At 54.3% G+C, this 20836-nt stretch carries 14 protein-coding genes; 10 read left to right on the top strand and 4 right to left on the bottom strand.

Annotated features, from left to right (window positions below; translation table 11 throughout):
- Positions 1-140: 140 nt before the first annotated feature.
- From I2G69_RS04200 to gdhA, 4 genes are all read right to left on the bottom strand, one after another.
- Positions 141-1703: an acyl CoA:acetate/3-ketoacid CoA transferase gene (locus I2G69_RS04200; RefSeq protein WP_087232477.1), complete on the bottom strand. Its 1563-nt coding sequence runs from the start codon at positions 1701-1703 to the stop codon at positions 141-143.
- A 148-nt stretch (positions 1704-1851) separates the two neighbouring features.
- On the bottom strand, positions 1852-2439 hold the full coding sequence (locus I2G69_RS04205; RefSeq protein ID WP_087232474.1) for a manganese efflux pump MntP: 588 nt from the start codon (positions 2437-2439) through the stop codon (positions 1852-1854).
- A gap of 128 nt (positions 2440-2567) precedes the next feature.
- Positions 2568-3602: a PTS transporter subunit IIC gene (locus tag I2G69_RS04210; RefSeq protein WP_191395813.1), complete on the bottom strand. Its 1035-nt coding sequence runs from the start codon at positions 3600-3602 to the stop codon at positions 2568-2570.
- Positions 3603-3837: 235 nt separating this feature from the next.
- On the bottom strand, positions 3838-5169 hold the full coding sequence (gdhA, locus tag I2G69_RS04215) for an NADP-specific glutamate dehydrogenase (protein ID WP_087232468.1): 1332 nt from the start codon (positions 5167-5169) through the stop codon (positions 3838-3840).
- A gap of 463 nt (positions 5170-5632) precedes the next feature.
- On the opposite strand from gdhA, the gene I2G69_RS04220 reads away from it, so the two are divergent.
- From I2G69_RS04220 to glmS, 10 genes are all read left to right on the top strand, one after another.
- Complete coding sequence (locus tag I2G69_RS04220) at positions 5633-6964, top strand: glutamine synthetase family protein (protein ID WP_087232465.1); 1332 nt, start codon at positions 5633-5635, stop codon at positions 6962-6964.
- Positions 6965-7294: 330 nt separating this feature from the next.
- Complete coding sequence (gene dapF, locus I2G69_RS04225) at positions 7295-8131, top strand: diaminopimelate epimerase (RefSeq protein ID WP_195560269.1); 837 nt, start codon at positions 7295-7297, stop codon at positions 8129-8131.
- 56 nt (positions 8132-8187) lie between these two features.
- On the top strand, positions 8188-9408 hold the full coding sequence (locus I2G69_RS04230) for an LL-diaminopimelate aminotransferase (protein ID WP_087232459.1): 1221 nt from the start codon (positions 8188-8190) through the stop codon (positions 9406-9408).
- Positions 9409-9521: 113 nt separating this feature from the next.
- Positions 9522-10598, top strand: a complete 1077-nt coding sequence (locus I2G69_RS04235; protein WP_087232456.1) for a carbamoyl phosphate synthase small subunit — start codon at positions 9522-9524, stop codon at positions 10596-10598.
- Complete coding sequence (carB, locus tag I2G69_RS04240; RefSeq protein ID WP_191405575.1) at positions 10595-13813, top strand: carbamoyl-phosphate synthase large subunit; 3219 nt, start codon at positions 10595-10597, stop codon at positions 13811-13813. The genes I2G69_RS04235 and carB overlap by 4 nt, the downstream gene beginning before the upstream one ends.
- An 84-nt stretch (positions 13814-13897) precedes the next feature.
- A complete protein-coding gene (gene purC, locus I2G69_RS04245) occupies positions 13898-14605 on the top strand; it encodes a phosphoribosylaminoimidazolesuccinocarboxamide synthase (protein WP_087232450.1) in 708 nt (235 codons plus the stop codon).
- 71 nt (positions 14606-14676) lie between these two features.
- Positions 14677-16122, top strand: coding sequence for an amidophosphoribosyltransferase (gene purF, locus I2G69_RS04250; protein ID WP_195560344.1), 1446 nt, complete (start codon positions 14677-14679; stop codon positions 16120-16122).
- 14 nt (positions 16123-16136) lie between these two features.
- Positions 16137-17567 carry an adenylosuccinate lyase gene (gene purB / locus I2G69_RS04255; RefSeq protein ID WP_191362884.1) on the top strand — a complete coding sequence of 477 codons (1431 nt, stop codon included), beginning with the start codon at positions 16137-16139 and terminating at the stop codon, positions 17565-17567.
- A 110-nt stretch (positions 17568-17677) separates the two neighbouring features.
- Complete coding sequence (locus I2G69_RS04260) at positions 17678-18955, top strand: adenylosuccinate synthase (protein ID WP_191521287.1); 1278 nt, start codon at positions 17678-17680, stop codon at positions 18953-18955.
- Positions 18956-18999: 44 nt separating this feature from the next.
- Positions 19000-20826, top strand: coding sequence for a glutamine--fructose-6-phosphate transaminase (isomerizing) (gene glmS, locus I2G69_RS04265; protein ID WP_087232443.1), 1827 nt, complete (start codon positions 19000-19002; stop codon positions 20824-20826).
- The last annotated feature ends 10 nt before the right edge of the window (positions 20827-20836 follow it).

Here is a 20836-nt window from a genome sequence, read left to right on the forward strand (position 1 = left end):
CAGCGCCACTTCACTTAATACAAAATATTTCCTACATAGGGGCTTTTTGTACTGTCCGCACTAATTGGGGCAGTTCATAAACGGCAATGCGTCTACCAGAGGGATTTTTTACTTGCTATTTTAATACATTCTAATGCAGTTTATTCGTTGACCAAGCCCATCTTTTCTTCGCGGAAAATGCGCGCGTCCATCTCTTTCAGATCCGGGGATACCAGCGGCTTCTTCGGCATATGGGCAAAAATGTCCTTTTCCAGATCGACGCCCGGTGCATATTCGGTCAAGACCAAGCCCTTGTCGGTCAGCTGGAATACAGCGCGCTCGGTGATGTACATGACCGGCTGCTGGTTCTTTTTGGCGGTCTCAGCGCTGAAGGTGATGTGCTCCAAGCCCGTCTTAAATTTATTGATGCTTCCATCCGACAAAATGTGCAGCTTACCGTCGGAAACTTCCGTCTTTAGCCCCTTAGCCGTGAAGGTGCCGCAGAAGAACACCTGCTTGGCGTTTTGCGAGATATCGATGAATCCGCCACAACCGGGCAGCTTTACACCAAATTTGGACACGTTTACGTTGCCCTCTTCATCGCCCTCTGCAAACCCAAGGAAGGCCTGGTCCAGTCCGCCGCCCTGGTAGAAGTCAAACATCGAAGGCTGGGACATGATGCACTGGGGATTTAAGCTTGCGCCGAAATCCAGACCGCTTTGCGGGCTGCCGCCGGTCAGTCCGGATTCCACCGTCAATGTGAAGCGATCCAAGATGCCCTCTTCCGTTGCAACCGAGGAGATGTACTCCGGAATACCGATACCGAGGTTCACAATCCCATTCTTTTTCAGTTCCATCGCCGCACGGCGGGCAATGATCTTTTTCGGGGACATGGGGGCCGGCGTGAACTCCGCAGCGCCCATACGGTGCTCGCCGGAGAAGCCGGGATTGTACTGCGTGCCGAAGGTCTGCATATGATTCTTCATGTCGCTGACAACAACCACTGCGTCCACGAGGATGCCGGGGACCTCTACTTTCTGCGGATCGAGAGAGCCGGATGCAACCACGCGTTCTACCTGTGCGACCACGGTACCGCCGGAGTTCTTGCACGCCTGCGCCACGACCAGCGCTTCTGCCTTAACGCCCAGATGCTCCATGGAGATATTGCCGTCTTCATCGGCATATGTGCCGGAAATGATAGCGAAGTTGACCGGCTGGTTTTTATAGAAGAGATACTCTTTGCCGCCGATCTCCATCAGCTCCACCAGATCTTCCTGCTGGCGGGTCAGCTCGTTCAGCTTGCCGCCCATTAGACGGGGGTCCACAAACGTACCGAGGCCCACATGGGTCAAGGTACCGGGCTTGTGAGCCGCCGCATCACGGAACATATGCGCGGTAACACCCTGAGGGAAATCATACGCGATGATCTTATTGTCGGCAACCATCTTGCCGAGTTTCGGGGCAAGGCCCCAGTGGCCACCGATGGCGCGGCGGACCATGCCGTCGTGTGCGAAGTGGTTGAGCCCTTTATCCTTAGAATCGCCCTGTGCGGCGCAGAAAAGCAGGGTTAAATCGTTCGGTGCGCCGGTCTCTAAAAAACGCTGCTCGATTGCAATTGCGATCTCTTCCGGAAAGGAAGCGCCGATGAAACCATTTGTTGCAAGGTTGACGCCGTTCGGAATCAGATCCGCAGCCTCTCTTGCAGTTAATACTTTTACAGACATGAGCAATCCTCCAATTTATATACATGATACTGAATTGTTAATATTATATCATACCCATGGGAAATTTCAAGTCCGTGAGGTGCAACAAAGAAGGCAGTGCTTTTCCGTCAAAACGGAGAAACACCGCCTTTTATATAGCAGCCACTTTTTAAGAAAAAAAGGTATGTTCCAAAAAGATTTTAAGCCCAATCCCGATGAGAACAATCCCACCGACAATTTCTGCTTTGCCGCAGCAAAGGGAACCAAATTTTTTGCCGATGCCTACGCCCACCAAGGAAAACAAAAAGGTGATCATCCCGATCGAAACGACGGAAGCCAGCATTAAGGGAAGTGTGGACGCTCCCACGGCGGTTGGTAAGATGATGCCGGTTGCCAGCGCGTCAATACTGGTGGCTACCGCGAAGGCCAAAATCGTTTTGAATCCTGGAGGTTCCTTTTGGCAATCCACAATGCCCTCATTGCGCTTCTTTTTCGCTTCCCGAAGCATTTGGATACCGATGTAACTCAGAAGGAGCAGGGCAATCCAATGGTCAATCTTACTGATAAACCCCTCGCCTGCCTTACCGACGGCCCACCCAATCATGGGCATGGCCGCTTGGAATAACCCAAAGCTTGCCGCAAGCTTTGTTGCAAATCCAAACGTCACATTGCGCGTTACAGCGCCATTTGTAATGGAAACGGCAAATGCGTCCATCGAAAGCCCAATGGCAATGCCGATCAAAGAAATAACGTCCATGCGCAACCCCTCAATATGTATAAAATACAGAATTTGACAAGAAGTTAGATTATTCTATATCCTTTTTAGCTGCTTGTCAATCCTCCTAAAAGGGTATGTGAAGGGAAGAGGAAAGATGCCGCTTGGCGTTAAATATTGATTTTCATATCGCCGTCTTTGACCCATCCAATTTTGCGCAGGACAAAATCAAAGAGGAGAGTGAGGGCGGCAGGAGCGATAAAATGTAGCAGAACAATTTCCAGGAGGATTTGCCACTGTGGTACGGTTCCAGACATAGCTGCAAAAGCGCCAAATTGCCCGACAAGGCCGCTGGTTCCCATGCCCGCGCCGGTGGCGGTATTGGTCATCTGGAACACGCAGGTGGAGATCGGGCCGAGGACCGCGCTGGCCAAAGTGGGAGCAATCCAGATCTGTGGCTTTTTCATGATGTTACTGAATTGCAACATGGAGGTACCGATTCCCTGAGAGAGCAGGCCGCCCCAACGGTTTTCCCGGAAGCTGGCGACAGCAAAACCGATCATTTGGGCGGAGCATCCGACCGCGGCCGCCCCGGCAGCCAAACCGCTCAGATCCAACATGATACAGAGTGCGGCGGAGCTAATTGGTGCGGTGAGCACCATGCCGACGATGACGGATACCAGGATACCCATGGGAAGCGGGGAGAGTTCCGTCGCTTGGTTGATGATAGCGCCGAGCCCATTCATAAATTCCTGGATATAGGGGCCAACAAACTGCCCGGCCACGCTGCCGGTAATGATGGTGACCATCGGCGTCACGACAATATCCACTTTGGTTTTGCCGCTTACAAGGCGCCCAAATTCAGCCCCAACGACAGCGGCCACATAAGCGCCCACCGGCCCGCCTGCCTGGTATCCGAAGGCGCCGCATACGACACAGGAGAACACCACCAGCGGCTTTGCCTTTAAGCCCCAAGCGATTGCCGCACCAATCGCAGAGCCGACCACCGGGGAAGAGGCGGCCGCCATTTCCGAATAAGGGGCCAAAAAGGTCAGGAAGGGAACTTGGCTCAATTGGGACATAATCAGCCCAATGATAAGGGAAGAGAAAAGGCCGAGCGCCATTGCGCTCATGGCATCTACGAAGTACCGTTGGAAGAGCTTTTTCAAAAGGGAACGGACGTTGTTTCCGGTTACTTTTTCCATATTCTACACCTACTCTATCTATTTTCGCATCAGACAAGCGGCAACGCCGCTCAGGGAGACAAAAAAATAGCGGCTGTGAGGAGGGGAGCGGTACTGCAATCCCAGTACCTATTTCCTAACCCACAAACCGCTATTTCTTCTTCAATATCGGATATTGTTGGCCAATCAAACCACACCGCCTCGCCAGCAGTGTGGCAATGTCCTATTTAAATCAGAGCTTGTTGCAAGCCGTCGATTAGATGACGCCTTCTGCCAGCATCGCGTCTGCAACCTTGACAAAGCCTGCGATGTTCGCGCCCATCACATAGTTCTTTGCGTGGCCATACTTCTCAGCCGCGTCAGCTGCATTCTTGAAGATGTTCTCCATGATGCCTTTGAGCTTTGCGTCGACCTCTTCGAAGCTCCAGGAGAGACGCATGCTGTTCTGGCTCATTTCAAGAGCGGAGGTTGCTACGCCGCCTGCGTTGCTGGCCTTGCCCGGTGCGAACAGAACGCCGTTTGCCTGGAAATACTCGGTTGCCTCGATGGAGGTCGGCATGTTTGCGCCCTCCGCAACAGCGAAGACGCCGTTTGCAACGAGTGCCTTTGCGTCGTCGATCAGCAGCTCATTCTGCGTTGCGCACGGCAGAGCAATGTCGCACTTGACACTCCAAACACCCTTGCCCTCGTGGTACTCAGAGTTCGGACGATAGTTCTTGTACTCGGTCAGGCGTGCACGCTTGACTTCCTTGATCTCCTTGATTGCAGCCAGGTCGATGCCTTCCGGATCATAGATCCAGCCGGTGGAATCGCTCATGGTGACAACCTTGCCGCCCATCTGCTGTGCTTTCTCACATGCATAGATGGCCACGTTGCCAGCGCCGGAAATCGCGATGGTGGAGCCAGCGATGCTCTTGCCGTTTGCCTTCAGCATCGCGTCTGTGAAATACAGCAGGCCGTAGCCGGTAGCTTCCGTACGAGCCAGGGAACCGCCGAAGTTCAGGCCCTTGCCGGTGAGCACGCCCTCATAAGCATTGCGGATTCTCTTATACTGGCCGAACAGGTAGCCGATTTCACGGCCGCCTACGCCAATGTCACCAGCCGGAACGTCGGTGTCCGGGCCAATGTGACGGTACAGCTCCGTCATAAAGCTCTGGCAGAACGCCATGATCTCGCGGTCAGACTTGCCCTTCGGGTCGAAGTCGGAGCCGCCCTTGCCGCCGCCGATCGGCAGGCCAGTCAGGGAGTTCTTGAAGATCTGCTCAAAGCCGAGGAACTTGATGATGCCAAGGTTTACGGACGGATGGAAACGCAAGCCGCCCTTGTAGGGTCCGATTGCGGAATTGAACTGTACGCGGTAGCCGCGGTTGACCTGCACCTTGCCGTTGTCGTCTACCCAAGCGACGCGGAATTTGATCTGGCGCTCCGGTTCGGTAATGCGCTCAAGGATACCGGCCTTCTCATACTGCGGGTTCTGCTCGATCACAGGCTCCAGGGAGTTGAGCACTTCTGTGACGGCCTGGATGAATTCCGGCTCGCTCTGGTTGAGGCGGACGACTTTTTCCAACTGTTCACTGACATAGGACATAATGATGAAGCCTCCTATACAAAATAGATTCTGTAAGCGTTTGCAACTGCGCGGCGGGCAACGGTCAAGGTATATATTCATACCGCTTTGGAACCGCTTCGGATGACGGAAAACGGCGCCAGCCTGCACACACAATTTTTTTACTTCAACAGTTTAGCATAGGAATACCAATATTTCAAGATTTTATGGCCGAAAAAATCAAATTTTTTGATTGTTTTGCAGGAACGGAAGATGAATATTGCAAAATCACTGCCGTTTCACCGGAAAACGACCGATTCCATCCGGAAATTTGTGCATAAATATGAATCGGGGACATCACGATGAAAATGATTGACACGACTTTGCAAATAGAATAAAATAAAGACAATAATTGTATGGCCGGGTGCGGCCAAATAAAGATGGGACAAGGAGGTTCTGTAAACAGGAACAGCCTTGTTATTTTTATTTTTAGGGGGATATGGTTTTGAGCAAATACACCAAGGAGGACATCATCCGGATTATCCGGGAAAATGACGTGAAATTTGTCAGGCTGCAATTTACGGACATTTTCGGCACCTTGAAGAATGTGGCCATTACGACCAGCCAGGTGGAAAAAGCACTGGATAACAAGTGTATGTTCGACGGCTCTTCCATCGAGGGCTTTGTGCGTATTGAGGAGTCCGATATGTATCTCTGGCCGGATCTGGACACCTTTGTCATCTTGCCCTGGCACACCCGGCACGGGAAGATTGCCCGGCTGATCTGCGACGTCTACAAGCCGGACGGCACGCCGTTTGAAGGGGACCCGCGCTACATCCTGCGCAAAGCGATCCAAGATGCGGCGGACATGGGATACAGCTTCAACGTGGGGCCGGAGTGCGAATTCTTCCTGTTCAACACCGACGAGTATGGCCATCCCACCACCATCACTCATGACACGGCGGGTTATTTTGATATGGGGCCGTCCGATTTGGGTGAGAGCTGCCGCCGCGATATTTGCCTGACCCTCGAGGACATGGGATTTGAGATTGAGGCTTCCCACCATGAGGTGGCGATCGCACAGCACGAGATCGACTTTAAATACAGCGAAGCGCTCTCTGCGGCAGACAACATCCTCACCTTTAAGATGGTGGTAAAATCGGCAGCCGATTCCCACGGCCTGTGCGCGACGTTTATGCCAAAGCCGGTCTATGGCCAGTGCGGTTCCGGTATGCATACCAACATGTCCCTTTTTAAAGATGGAAAGAACGCGTTCTACGACCCGGATTCGGAATCCGGCCTGAGCGAAATCGCCCATCAGTTCATCGCTGGCATCTGCAAGCATGTCAAGAGCATCAGCGCGATCACCAATCCGCTGGTCAATTCCTATAAGCGCTTGGTCCCCGGCTATGAAGCGCCCTGCTATATCGCCTGGACGACCTGCAACCGCAGCGCCCTGATCCGCGTTCCGGACACCCGCGGGGTGGGGACACGCGTGGAATTGCGTTCCCCGGACCCGGCGTGCAACCCGTACCTCGTCTTTGCCGTGCTGCTGCAAGCGGGCCTGGAGGGGATCCGCGAAGGGATGACCCCGCCCCCGCCGGTCAGTGCGAACATTTACGACATGAAAGAAGAGGACCGTAAGAAGCTGGGCATTGAGAACCTGCCCGCCGATCTGATCGACGCAGTGGAGTGCATGGAGGCCGATCCCTTTATCCGTGAGGTATTGGGCGATCATGTTTATACAAAATATGTGGAGGCCAAACGGCAGGAGTGGAAAGAATATACCACGCGTGTGTCCCAGTGGGAAATCGAGCGGTATTTGAACAAATTTTAATGTTTTGTAGCGGACGGCTTGGAAACGGGACGCAGTGAGCCATATAATGGTTGGAAATTTGAACCATGCCGGAAGGAGCAGTGGACCTGAGCCTGCGGCCCACTGGTTTCTGTAAATGCGGAGCATGTGCTCTGGAAATATTATCTGAGACAGCGATGACGGTGTTTGATGCATTGAATACGTGCTTCCAATTTGCATAAATATGTCTTAGTAAGAGAATGTGTCTCCAACGGTTTCTGATGAAGCTGCGCGGTGTTCCTGAAGAGAAGCGTCGTTCTGGAACGCAGTATCTTGAGTAATTGAAACTTTTCTTGCCAGGAGGACAGTCCCATGAAATTTACAAAAATGCACGGCACCGGAAACGACTATATCTATGTCAACGGCTTTGAGGAGAAGCTGGAAAACCCTTCAGAAGCGGCGGTTAAACTGAGCGACCGCCGGTTTGGAATCGGCTCCGATGGGCTGATCTTGATTTTGCCATCCGACGTGGCAGACTGCCGCATGGAGATGTTCAACGCGGACGGTTCCATAGGGAAGATGTGTGGAAACGGCATCCGCTGTGTGGCGAAATATGTCTACGACCGCGGGCTTGTGAAAAAGGACGTCCTGCGTGTGGAAACCCGCAGTGGTGTGAAAACCTTGCAGCTGCGTGTGGAGGATGGAAAGGTCGCTTCGGTGCGCGTCAATATGGGGCAGCCAGAGCTGGACCCGGAAAAAATTCCGGTCTTGTTTTCAAAGGACCGCATGGTGGACGAAGAGGTGTATACGCCCTCTGGAAACGTGTGGAGGGTCACCTGTGTTTCGATGGGAAACCCGCACGCAGTGATCTTTGTTGACGATGTGGAGGGATTGGATCTGCCCGCAATTGGCCCAGAGATGGAAAAGCACGCGATGTTCCCGGAGCGTGCCAATATCGAATTTGCACAGGTGACCGGTCCGCATGAAGTGCAGATGCGCGTCTGGGAGCGCGGGTCCGGCGAGACCCTCGCCTGCGGAACGGGCGCGTGTGCCTGTGCGGTGGCCTCTGTGTTGACCGGAAAGGCGGACCGTGATGTGACGGTGCATTTGCGCGGCGGCGATCTGCATGTTTTCTGGGATCCGGATACGGACGACGTTTATATGGAAGGCCCTGCCGCTTTTGTCTTTGACGGAACTGTCGAAATCTGATATAATATCGTATTGGACATTCTGTACGCTAAAACGAATTTTAGGAGGTTTTCGATTTGCTGAAAGTCAATGAGAATTTTGTCAAGCTTCCTGCCAGCTATCTGTTTGTGGACATCAACAATAAGGTGAACGCCTTTATGAAGGAGCACCCGGAGCAGGAGATCATCCGTCTGGGGATCGGCGACGTGACCCGTCCGCTGCCAAAGGCAGTCGTCGAGGCGATGTGTGCCGCTGCGAAGGAGATGGGCGAAGCGGAGACGTTCCGCGGCTATGGCCCCGAAGCGGGTTATGCGTTCCTCCGTGAGGCAATCGCAAAAAATGATTTTCAGGCCCGCGGGATTGATATTTCTGCGGATGAGATTTTTGTCAGCGACGGCGCGAAGAGCGACACCGGCAGCATCGGCGACATCTTTGGCGTGGACAATGTCGTCGCGGTGTGCGACCCAGTCTACCCGGTCTATGTGGACACCAACGTCATGGCCGGACGTGCGGGCGACTACGTAGAGGGCAAGGGTTGGAGCAAGATTGTGTACATGCCCTGCAAGGAGGAAAACGGCTTCTTGCCGGAGATCCCGCAGCAGCCGGTGGACATGATCTATCTGTGTTTCCCAAACAATCCCTCCGGAGTGGGAATTACAAAGGAAGCTTTGAAAAAATGGGTGGATTATGCGTTGGAGAATCAATCCATCCTTCTCTATGACGCGGCATATGAAGCATTTATCACCGATCCGGACATGCCCCACAGCATTTTTGAGATCGAAGGGGCCAAGAAGTGCGCAATCGAATTCCGCAGCTTTTCCAAGACGGCGGGCTTTACCGGCACACGCTGCGCATTTAGCGTGATCCCGAAGGAGCTCGAATACGACGGCGTATCTTTGAATAAGCTCTGGGACCGCCGCCAGTCCACCAAGATGAACGGCGTTTCGTATGTCGTCCAGCGCGGCGCAGAGGCGGTTTATTCCGAGGAAGGCAAGAAGGAAGTCCGTGAGAACATCGCCTATTACCTCAACAATGCAAAGATCATCCGCGAGGGCTTGAAAAAGGCGGGCTTCACAGTCTATGGCGGCGAGCACTCCCCCTATGTATGGCTCAAGACGCCGCAGGGGGTTTCCTCCTGGGAATTCTTTGACATGCTGCTGGAGAAGTGCGGCGTGGTCGGTACGCCGGGCTCCGGATTTGGTGCGAATGGGGAAGGCTTCTTCCGCCTGACCTCCTTTAATACAAAAGAAAATACGGAGAAGGCGCTGGCGAAGATCGTAGCAGCCTTTGCCGGCTAAATTATTGCTTTGTGGTCGAGCGCCCCGCTTAAATGTAAGTCGGGGCTGCTTGACTGTAAATATACAAGATAGGGATTTGGGAATTTATTATTTTAGAAACGGTTGGTGATTGAATGAAAGCACTCCTTATGCTCGAAAATGGCATGACATTTGAGGGCACGGGTTTCGGCTATGAGCACGACGTCCTGTGCGAAGTTGTGTTCAACTCGGCCATGTGTGGCTACACCGAGCTGCTCACAGACCCATCGTACGCTGGCCAAGGCGTTGTGATGACCTTCCCGCTGATCGGAAACTACGGCATCTGCTACGACGATGCGGAGTCCACAAAGCCGTGGCTGGGCGCGTTTATCGTTCGCTCCGTCTCCGGCATTGCCAGCAATTTCCGCTGTGATGTGGATCTGGACACCTATTTAAAGCAGAATAAAGTGCCCGGCATGTGCGGCATTGATACCCGCGCGCTCACCCGTGTTCTGCGTGAAAGCGGTACGATGCGTGGCATGATCTCTTATGGCGAGGCGATCGACCTGGCTGCGATGAAGAAGCAGATCGACGCGTTTGTGCTGAAGTCCTACGTGCCGGAGGTCAGCGACCGGGAGGGAAAGGTCTATGGCGACGGCCCCATCCGTGTGGCCCTGGCCGACTACGGCGTCAAACACAACATCATCCGCTGTTTGGTCAAGCGCGGCTGTACAGTTAAATGCTTCCCTTATGACGCCTCGATGGAGGAGATTCTGGCATTCTCCCCGGATGGCGTTATGCTGAGCAACGGCCCTGGCGACCCGCAGGCGTGTGTCAAATCCATTGAGGAGCTCAAGCGGTTGTATAACCACGGCCTCCCGATTTTCGGCATCTGCCTCGGCCACCAGCTGATGGCGCTGGCGCAGGGCTTCGACACCTATAAATTGAAATATGGCCACAGAGGGATCAACCATCCGGTGAAAGACCTCGAAGCCAACCGTGTATACATCACTTCCCAAAACCACGGCTTTGTCGTCAATGCGGACACCGTCGATCCCGCTGTTGCGGACGTCAGCTTTGTCAGCATGAACGACGGCAGCGTGGAAGGCCTGCGTTATAAAAACGGCCGGGTCTTTACGGTACAGTTCCATCCGGAAGCTTCTTCCGGCCCGCTGGACACCGGGTTCCTGTTTGACAAATTTATCGATCTGATGGGAGGGAGCCGTATATGAGCAAGAATCCAAATATCAAAAAGGTTGTCATCATCGGCTCCGGCCCGATTATCATCGGCCAGGCGGCGGAATTCGACTATGCGGGCACGCAGGCGTGCCGCGCGATCCGGGAAGAGGGCGTGGAAGTCGTCCTGATCAACTCCAACCCGGCGACGATCATGACGGACAAGCAGATCGCCGATAAAGTGTACATCGAACCGCTGACCGTGGAGACCATCAAAAAGGTCATTATCAAAGAAAAGCCGGACAGCATCCTGCCGACCCTGGGCGGCCAGAACGCGCTGAACCTGGCGGTAGAGCTGGAGGAATCCGGCTTCCTGAAGGAGCACAATGTCACGATGATCGGCACCAGCGCCGATACGATCCGCATGGCGGAGGACCGCGAGCTCTTCAAAGAGGCGATGGAGCGCATCCACCAGCCCTGTGCGGAGAGTGAAATCGCGGAGGACCTGGATCGCGCCTTGCAGGTGGCGGAGCGCATCGGTTACCCGGTGGTGGTTCGCCCGGCGTATACCCTCGGCGGCAGCGGCGGCGGCATTGCGTATGACCGCGAACAGCTGATTTCTATCGCGTCCTTGGGCCTGCACCGCAGCCGCGTGCATCAGGTTCTGATCGAGCGCTGCATCTCCGGCTGGAAAGAGATTGAATACGAAGTGATGCGGGATAAGAACGGCAACTGCATCACCGTTTGTAATATGGAAAACTTCGACCCGGTGGGCGTGCACACCGGCGACTCGATCGTAGTGGCGCCCTGCCAGACGCTGGCGGATAAGGAAACCCAGATGCTGCGCAGCGCGGCGCTGGATATTATCACGGAGCTGGGCGTCGAAGGCGGCTGCAACGTGCAGTTTGCCCTGAACCCCAATAGCTTTGAATACTGCGTCATCGAGGTCAACCCGCGTGTGAGCCGCTCCTCGGCGTTGGCTTCCAAAGCGACGGGCTATCCGATCGCAAAGGTGGCCTCCAAGATTGCGCTGGGATACACGCTGGACGAAATCCCCAATGCGATCACCAAGAAAACCTACGCCTGCTTCGAGCCGACGCTGGACTATTGCGTCGTGAAAATCCCGAAGTGGCCGTTCGATAAATTCCAAAATGCTAAGCGCCTGCTGGGCACCCAGATGAAGGCGACCGGCGAGGTCATGGGCATTGCCCCGACGTTCGAGGGCGCGCTGATGAAGTCCGTGCGCTGCTTGGAAGTCAACATGATGAGCCTGATCGATAAGAACCTCAAGGGCTTGAGCGACGATGCGATCGGTGAGCGCCTGCACGTCGTAGACGACCGCCGCCTGTTCGTCTTGGCGGAGGCACTGCGCCGTGGCTTTACGGCGAAGGAGATCCACGACATCACAAAGATCGACCTGTGGTTCCTGGACAAGCTGGTTTCCATCGTCAATGTGGAAAAAGCGCTCGCTTCCGAAGAGCTTGACCGGGCGTTGCTGTTCAGGGCGAAGGACTACGGCTTCTTGGATGAGACGATTTCGGAACTCAGCGGGAAGAGCATCGAAGAGATCCGCAAGTTGGAAGATGAATGGAACATCAAGCCCGTCTATAAGATGGTCGATACCTGCGCGGCGGAATTCGATGCTGCAACGCCTTACTATTATTCCAGCTACGGTTCGGAGAACGAGTCCATCTGCCAGAAGGACCGCAAGAAGGTGCTGGTCATCGGTTCCGGCCCGATCCGCATCGGGCAGGGCATCGAGTTTGACTTCTGCTCCGTCCACAGCGTTTGGGCGCTGCGCGACCTCGGCTATGAGACCATCATCATGAACAACAACCCGGAGACCGTCAGCACGGACTTCGACATTGCGGACAAGCTCTATTTTGAACCGCTGACCCCTGAAGATGTGCTCCATGTCGTGCAGTTGGAGAAGCCCGACGGCGCGGTGGTGCAGTTTGGCGGCCAGACGGCGATTAAACTGGCCGGCGCCATCGAAAAGATGGGAATCCCGATTTTGGGCACCTCGTTTGACAGCATCGACGCAGCGGAGGACCGCGAGCGTTTTGATGCGATCTTGAACGAGTGCGAGATCCCGCGCGCCGCAGGCCGCACGGTATTCACCTGTGCGGAGGCGCTTGCCGCTGCGAATGAGCTGGGATACCCGGTCCTGGTGCGCCCGTCCTATGTGCTCGGCGGCCAGGGGATGCACATCGCCTACAGCGACGAGGATGTGATCGAAGACATCGGCGCCATCAACCAGATTGCACAGGAGCACCCGATTCTGGTCGATAAATATATCATGGGCACGGAAGTGGAAGTCGATGCGGTGTGCGACGGAATCGACTCGGTGATCCCGGGTATCATGCAGCACATCGAACGCGCTGGCGTACACTCCGGCGACAGCATTTCGGTCTATCCCGCGGTGGATGTGAGCAAGGAAATGCAGGACATCATCGTCGAGTACACCCGCCGCCTGGCGAAGGCGCTCAAGGTCAAGGGCCTGCTGAATATTCAGTTTATTGTGAAGGACAACCAGGTCTATGTGATCGAGGCCAATCCGCGTTCGTCCCGTACGGTCCCCTACATCAGCAAGGTGACCGATATCCCAATCGTCCCGCTGGCGGTCGGAACCTTCTTCGGGAAGACCTTGCCGGAGATGGGCTATGAATATGGATTGCAGCCCGAAAAAGAGCTCATTGCCATCAAGATGCCGGTGTTCTCTTTCGAAAAGCTGTATGGAGCGGATGTCAACCTCGGGCCGGAGATGAAATCCACCGGCGAGGTCCTGGGCGTGGCCCGGACCTTTGACGAGGCGATGATCAAAGCATTCTACGGCGCGGGCACCCACATGATTAAAAAGGGCCGTGTCATTATCACGGTTAAGAACAGCGATAAACAGGAAGTCCTGCCGATTGCACGTGGCTTGTATGAGCTGGGCTGGACGATCTATGCCACGGCGGGCACGTCCGATTTCCTGAATGACAATGGCATTCCCACCATCCGTACCAATAAGATCGGCGCCGGGAAGCCGGACATTCTGGATGTGATCCTGTCCGGAAAGATCGACCTGGTCATCAACACGCCTTCGAAGGGCGTAGCGCATAACCGCGACGGCTATCTCATCCGCCGCAATGCAGTAGAGGCCGGCATCCCGTGCTTGACCTCGTTGGACACCGCGAATGCATTCCTGACCTGCGCGCAGCACGTGGAGACGACGCAACTGTCGGTCATCGATATTACGACGGTATCCAGCTTCTTAAACTTTATCTAAACCGGTCTGCGCCGGGGGCTTTTACCCCCGGCAATGCCTGTTTCCCGACTTTTTAAATTGAATCGAACTAGGAGGATTTTCATCATGAAAAAGTGTGAGCAGATTTATGAGGGAAAAGCAAAAAAGGTGTTTGCAACAGATGATCCGAATCTGTGCATTGTTGATTATAAGGATGACGCAACTGCGTTTAATGGCCAGAAAAAGGGCACGATTGTCGGCAAGGGCGTGGTAAACAACCGCATGTCCAACTTCATGTTCCAGCTGTTGGAAAAACACGGTGTTAAGACCCACTTTGTTGAGGAACTGAGCGACCGCGAGACCTTGGTGAAAAAGGTTTCGATCGTCCCGCTGGAAGTGATTATCCGCAACCTTTCCGCTGGTTCTTTTGCAAAGCGTTACGGCGTGGAGGAGGGCATCGAGTTTGCCCAGCCGACCATCGAGTTTTCCTATAAGAACGACGACCTCGGCGACCCGCTGATCAATGATTATCACGCTTTGGCGCTCGGCCTGGCCACCCAGGAAGAGATCGACACCATCAAGGCGATGGCGTTCAAGGTCAACGAGGTGATGAAGGAATACTTCAAGAAGCTCGATGTTATTTTGGTCGACTTTAAGCTGGAATTCGGAAAGACGGCAGATGGCGAAATTGTCCTTGCCGATGAGATTTCCCCGGACACCTGCCGCTTCTGGGATGTCCATACCCATGAGAAGCTGGATAAGGACCGCTTCCGCAGAGATTTGGGCGGCGTAGAAGAGGCGTATGCCGAGATGATGAAGCGCATCGGGCTTTAAGCGCTTGCCCGGCCGGTTCGTTTGACAATCCATAATTTGATTAGGACGGTGAGCTTTTGAACGGTTCTGTAATGGAGTTTGATTATTCGAAACCGCATGAGGAGTGCGGTGTATTCGGCGTCTATTCGATGGATGGCGCATTGAACCCTGCATATGCCACATACAACGGGCTCTTGGCCCTCCAGCACAGAGGGCAAGAGAGCTGCGGCATTGCCGTAAACGACCAGGGGGTCATTTCCTGTTATAAAGATATGGGATTGGTGACGGAGACCTTCAATGATAAAATTCTGCGGGAATTGAAGGGCCAGATCGCTGTCGGCCATGTGCGGTATTCCACCGCGGGCGCGAGCGTCCGGGAAAACTCCCAGCCGCTTGTCATGCGATACATCAAGGGAACGTTGGCGATTGCACACAATGGAAACCTGAGCAATGCCTATGAGCTCCGGCATGAACTGGAGCATCGCGGCTGCATTTTTCAAACCACGATTGATTCAGAAGTGATTGCCTACCTCATCGCGCGGGAGCGCGTGAAGGCCCCCTCCATAGAGGAGGCGGTCTACCGTGCGATGCCGAAGGTTCAGGGGTCCTATTCCATGATTGTGATGAGCCCCCAAAAATTGATTGCCGTACGCGACCCGAACGGGTTCCGTCCGCTCTGCATTGGCCGCGTGGAGAACAGCTATGTGTTTGCTTCGGAGACCTGTGCGCTTGATGCGTGTGGGGCAGAGTTCGTGCGTGATGTGGAGCCCGGTGAAATTGTCGTGGCGGATAAAGACGGCCTCCGCTCGATGACGCTCCCCAATAAAGCTGCAAAATCCCTTTGCGTGTTTGAATACATTTATTTTGCCCGTACGGACAGCGTGGTGGATGGCATCAGCGTCTACGAGGCACGCAAAGAGGCCGGGCGCCTGTTGGCTCGCCAGCATCCCGTGGAAGCCGATATGGTGATCGGCGTGCCCGAGTCCGGTATCGACGCAGCGATTGGATATAGCGAGGAGTCCGGCATCCCCTACCAGAAGGGCATTGTCAAAAACAGCTATATCGGGCGTACCTTCATCAAGCCGGATCAGGCTTCGCGGGAACGCAGCGTGCGCATCAAACTGAACGCCCTGGGCACGGCAGTCAAAGGGAAACGCGTCGTAATGCTGGACGACTCCATTGTGCGTGGTACGACATGCGCGCGGATTGTGTCCATGCTCAAGGATGCCGGTGCAAAGGAAGTCCATCTGCGCATCAGTTCCCCGCCGTTCCTTTGGCCCTGCTATTACGGGACGGACATCCCCTCCAAAGATGAGCTGATCGCCTGTAAGCATACGATTGAGGAGATCGGCAAGATGAGCTTTGCAGACTCCATTGAGTTCCTGGCGTTGGAAAATCTGCCGAAGATGTTGGGGGTAGAGAGCGATTGTGGGCATTACTGTGATGCCTGCTTCTCTGGGCGTTATCCGGCTGCTGTTCCAAGCCATTCCATGGCATCGAAAGAAAATAAATATTGTGTGCCGATCAGAAGAGATTGATGGAGGTTGTCAATTTGAAGAATACGTATGAGTCGCCGCTGTCCGCGCGGTATGCGGATGCCGAGATGAAGTTCCTATTTTCTCCCGATAAAAAGTTCCGCACGTGGCGGAAACTCTGGATTGCTTTGGCGGAAACGGAAAAAGAGCTGGGACTTCCCATCACCCAGGAGCAGATCGACGAACTGAAGGCCCACGCGGAGGACATCAACTATGAGGTAGCGGAAGCGCGTGAAAAAGTGGTGCGCCACGACGTGATGTCCCATGTCTATGCATATGGCGAGCAATGCCCGAAGGCGCGCGCGATCATCCATTTGGGCGCAACCTCCTGCTATGTGGGGGACAATACGGACGTCATCATCATGACCGAGGCATTGCAGTTGGTCCGTCAGAAGTTGGTGGGCGTGATCCGCGTGCTTTCGGATTTCGCAATGCAGTATAAGTATCTGCCAACCCTGGCGTTCACCCATTTCCAGCCTGCCCAGCCGACCACGGTGGGCAAGCGCGCTACGCTCTGGATCCAGGATCTGCTGATGGATCTGGAGGATGTGGAATACCAGCTGAGCAAGGCGAAGCTGTTGGGCTCGAAAGGGACCACCGGCACGCAGGCCAGCTTCTTGGAGCTGTTTGACGGCGACTATGAAAAGGTAAAGCAGCTGGATCAGAAGATCGCGGAGAAGATGGGCTATCGCGCATGTTTTGCCGTCTCCGGGCAGACGTATTCCCGTAAGCTGGACAGCCAGATCTTGTCCATCCTGAGCGGAATTGCACAGAGCGCGGCAAAATTCTCCAACGATATCCGCCTGTTGCAGCATTTGAAAGAGGTGGAAGAGCCGTTTGAAAAGAACCAGATCGGTTCTTCTGCCATGGCGTATAAGCGCAACCCGATGCGTTCCGAGCGCATCGCTTCCCTGGCGCGCTATGTGATTACGGACAGCTTGAATCCGGCGATCACGGAGGCAACCCAGTGGTTTGAGCGTACGTTGGACGATTCCGCGAACAAGCGCCTCAGCGTCCCGGAGGGATTCCTGGCGGTGGACGGTATCTTGAATTTGTACAACAATGTGGCGGACGGCCTGGTCGTATATCCAAAGGTGATCGAGCAGCATTTGCGCCGGGAATTGCCCTTTATGGCGACGGAGAACATCATGATGGACGCCGTCAAGCGCGGCGCCGACCGCCAGCAGCTGCATGAGCACATCCGTGTGCACTCCATGGCCGCTTCCAAGGTTGTGAAAGAAGAGGGCGGGGAGAACGACTTGCTTGCGCGCATCGCCGGGGACCCGATCTTTGGCGTTACGCTCGACGAACTGCATACGATTGTCAGCCCGGAGAAATATGTGGGCTGTGCGCCGATGCAGACGGAGGAGTTTATTCAGAATACAGTCCGTCCTATTTTGGACAAATATGCGTTTGTGCCAACGGAAAAGGCAGAGATTAACGTATAAACCACCGATGTGCGGAGTTTGGCCGCCGCCCCCTTGCGGGAATTTCCCGGGAGGCGGCGGACTTGGTTTTGCACGGATGTTTTTAGATTGAAAAGGCAGGTGTATTATTTATGGTAACAGCAATTGTGGGCGCCAATTGGGGCGACGAAGGTAAGGGGAAAATTACCGATGTAAAGGCAGCGGAATCCGATATTGTGGTTCGTTTTCAGGGCGGCAGCAATGCGGGCCATACCATCATCAACAACTATGGGAAATTTGCGCTGCACCAGCTCCCGTCCGGCGTGTTTTATGATCACATCACAAACATCATCGGCAACGGCGTGGCATTGAGTGTGGAGAATTTCATCAAAGAACTCCAGTCTTTGGAGGAACGCGGTGTTCCGAAGCCGAAGATTTTGGTTTCCGACCGGGCCCAGGTGGTCATGCCGTACCATGTGGAACTCGATTCCATGGAGGAAGCGCGTCTTTCGTCGAAGTCCTTTGGTTCCACGAAATCCGGAATCGCGCCGTTCTATTCCGATAAGTTTGCAAAAATCGGTTTTCAGGTCAGTGAGCTCTATGATGATAAAGCCAGTATCATGGAGAAAATCGCGCATGTTCTCGATCTGAAAAACGTATTATATAGGGATTTGTACCATCAGCCCGAGTTAAAGGCAGAGGACCTGTATGAGAAACTGATGGAGTATAAAGAGATGCTGGCGCCCTATGTGGCGGACACCTTCACGCTTCTGCACCAGGCGGTCAAGGATGGGAAGCACATCTTGCTGGAAGGACAGCTTGGCGCATTGAAGGACCCGGACTTCGGCATCTATCCGATGGTGACCTCCAGTTCCACGCTGGCCGGCTATGGGGCTGTGGGCGCGGGCGTGCCACCTTATTCCATCCAGGAAGTCATCACCGTGGTAAAAGCGTATTCCAGCGCCGTGGGCGCAGGCGAATTTGTCAGCGAGATCTTTGGCGAAGAGGCCGATGAGCTGCGCCGCAGAGGAGGAGACGGCGGCGAATACGGCGCGACGACTGGCCGCCCGCGCCGGATGGGATGGCTCGATCTGGTTGCGACCCGCTACGGCTGCCAGGCGCAGGGAGCCACCTGCATTGCGTTTACCGTGCTGGATGCGTTGGGATATTTAGATGAGATCCCCGTGTGCGTGGCCTATGAATTGGACGGCAAGCGGATCGATACCTTCCCGCCGACGGCGCAGCTGAAGCGCTGCAAGCCGATCCTGGAGACGCTGCCCGGTTGGAAATGCGATATCCGCGGCATCAAGAAGTATGAAGACCTCCCGGAGAATACCCGCAGATATATTGAGTTTGCGGAAAAAGCAATCGGTGTGCCGGTCAAGATCGTTTCCAATGGCCCGGCCCGTGAGGACATTATCTATCGGTAATTCCGCAGACGGCGGGGAGTTCCCGCGCATAAGGAGGTAACAGTATGTGTGGAATTGTAGGATACATCGGCGGCGATCCTGCTGCACCGTTCCTTTTGCAGGGGTTGGAAAAGTTGGAGTACCGCGGTTACGACTCCGCTGGGGTTGCTGTTTATGACGGTACATCCCTTCGGGTCGTCAAGGCAAAAGGGCGCCTCCAGGTCCTCAAAGGCTTGATTCATGACGGCAAAGATGTCCCGGGTACCGTGGGAATCGGCCATACCCGTTGGGCGACGCACGGCGCGCCTTCGGATATCAATTCCCATCCTCAGGTGAGCGATTCAGGGAAATTTGCAGTGGTACACAATGGGATCATTGAAAATTATCTCGCATTAAAGCAACATTTAATCCGCCGCGGTGTCTCCTTTGTGTCAGAAACAGACACAGAGGTGGTGGCGCAGCTATTGGAGTATTATTATAAGGGCGACATCATGGATGCGGTCATCAAAGTACTGCAAAAGGTAGAAGGCTCTTATGCGTTGGGAATCATTTGTGCGGATAAACCGGATCAACTCGTGGCGGTGCGCAAAGACAGCCCGCTGATCATCGGCCTTGGGCAGGGGGAAAATTTTATCGCCTCAGACGTCCCAGCAATCCTGAGTAGAACGCGCGACATTTACCGTTTGAATGACAACGAGATTGCGATCATCCAGCGCGAAGGGGTGCGCATCTATGACATGGATAAGGAGCTGATCCCCAAAGAACCAGTCCATGTGGAGTGGGATGTCACCGCCGCTGAAAAGGGCGGCTATGAGCACTTTATGGCAAAGGAGATCATGGAACAGCCCAAAGCGGTGCGCGATACCATTTCGCCGCGCATCAAGGATGGGCGGATTGTTTTGGACAACATCACGCTGACAGCGGACCAGCTCAAGACGTTTCGAAAGATCTTTATTGTGGCCTGTGGTTCCGCCTACCATGTGGGAATGGTGGCGAAATATGTATTGGAGAAGATGACCCGGATTCCCGTGGAAGTGGATGTCGCATCCGAATTCCGTTACAGGGAGCCGATCATCGACGAAAAGGTGCTGGTGCTGGTGATCAGCCAGTCCGGGGAAACCGCCGATACATTGGCTGCCATGCGTGAGGCAAAGCGCCTGGGCGCGCGAACTCTTTCGATCGTCAACGTGGTGGGGAGCTCCATCGCAAACGAGTCCGACGATGTGATCTATACATGGGCTGGCCCGGAAATCGCGGTAGCGACGACAAAGGCGTACAGTACACAGCTGGCTGTCGTATACTTGCTGGCCATTTACATGGCGGATCTGTTGGGGTGCCTTACCGCCGAAGAATATGCAGCCTATCTCACAGAGCTGCAGGCTCTGCCGGATAAAATTGAAAAGATCCTTCAAAATCGGGAAAACATCCAGTATTTGGCTTCCCAGCATTTTAACGCAAAGGATGTATTCTTTATCGGACGCAACCTAGACTATGCAATGTCCCTGGAGGGCTCCTTGAAGCTCAAGGAAATCTCCTACATCCATTCGGACGCCTATGCCGCAGGGGAGCTCAAACATGGCACCATCTCCCTTGTGGAGGATGGAACCCTGGTGATCGCGTTGGCCACTCATCAGAATTTGTTTGACAAGATGATGAGCAATGTGAAGGAAGTCAAGGCGCGCGGTGCGGTTGTGCTGGGAATGACGACGGAGAACAACACGCAGATCGAGCAGGTGACGGACCATGTGTTCTATATTCCGCAGACTTGTGATGTGATGTTACCGTCGTTGACCGTCATCCCGTTGCAGCTATTTGCCTACTATGTGGCGTCCATGAAGGGCTGCGACATCGATAAGCCGCGCAACCTGGCAAAGTCTGTAACAGTGGAATAGTTCTCAAAGA

This window comes from Anaeromassilibacillus sp. D41t1_190614_C2, assembly GCF_015558525.1.
GTDB lineage: Bacteria > Bacillota > Clostridia > Oscillospirales > Acutalibacteraceae > Anaeromassilibacillus > Anaeromassilibacillus stercoravium.

Coding starts and splice junctions, on each gene's coding strand:
- I2G69_RS04200 (WP_087232477.1), bottom strand. CDS start 1,703: ATGTCTGTAAAAGTATTAACTGCAAGAGAGGCTGCGGATCTGATTCCG.
- I2G69_RS04205 (WP_087232474.1), bottom strand. CDS start 2,439: ATGGACGTTATTTCTTTGATCGGCATTGCCATTGGGCTTTCGATGGAC.
- I2G69_RS04210 (WP_191395813.1), bottom strand. CDS start 3,602: ATGGAAAAAGTAACCGGAAACAACGTCCGTTCCCTTTTGAAAAAGCTC.
- gdhA (WP_087232468.1), bottom strand. CDS start 5,169: ATGTCCTATGTCAGTGAACAGTTGGAAAAAGTCGTCCGCCTCAACCAG.
- dapF (WP_195560269.1), top strand. CDS start 7,295: ATGAAATTTACAAAAATGCACGGCACCGGAAACGACTATATCTATGTC.
- I2G69_RS04235 (WP_087232456.1), top strand. CDS start 9,522: ATGAAAGCACTCCTTATGCTCGAAAATGGCATGACATTTGAGGGCACG.
- carB (WP_191405575.1), top strand. CDS start 10,595: ATGAGCAAGAATCCAAATATCAAAAAGGTTGTCATCATCGGCTCCGGC.
- purC (WP_087232450.1), top strand. CDS start 13,898: ATGAAAAAGTGTGAGCAGATTTATGAGGGAAAAGCAAAAAAGGTGTTT.
- purF (WP_195560344.1), top strand. CDS start 14,677: ATGGAGTTTGATTATTCGAAACCGCATGAGGAGTGCGGTGTATTCGGC.
- I2G69_RS04260 (WP_191521287.1), top strand. CDS start 17,678: ATGGTAACAGCAATTGTGGGCGCCAATTGGGGCGACGAAGGTAAGGGG.
- glmS (WP_087232443.1), top strand. CDS start 19,000: ATGTGTGGAATTGTAGGATACATCGGCGGCGATCCTGCTGCACCGTTC.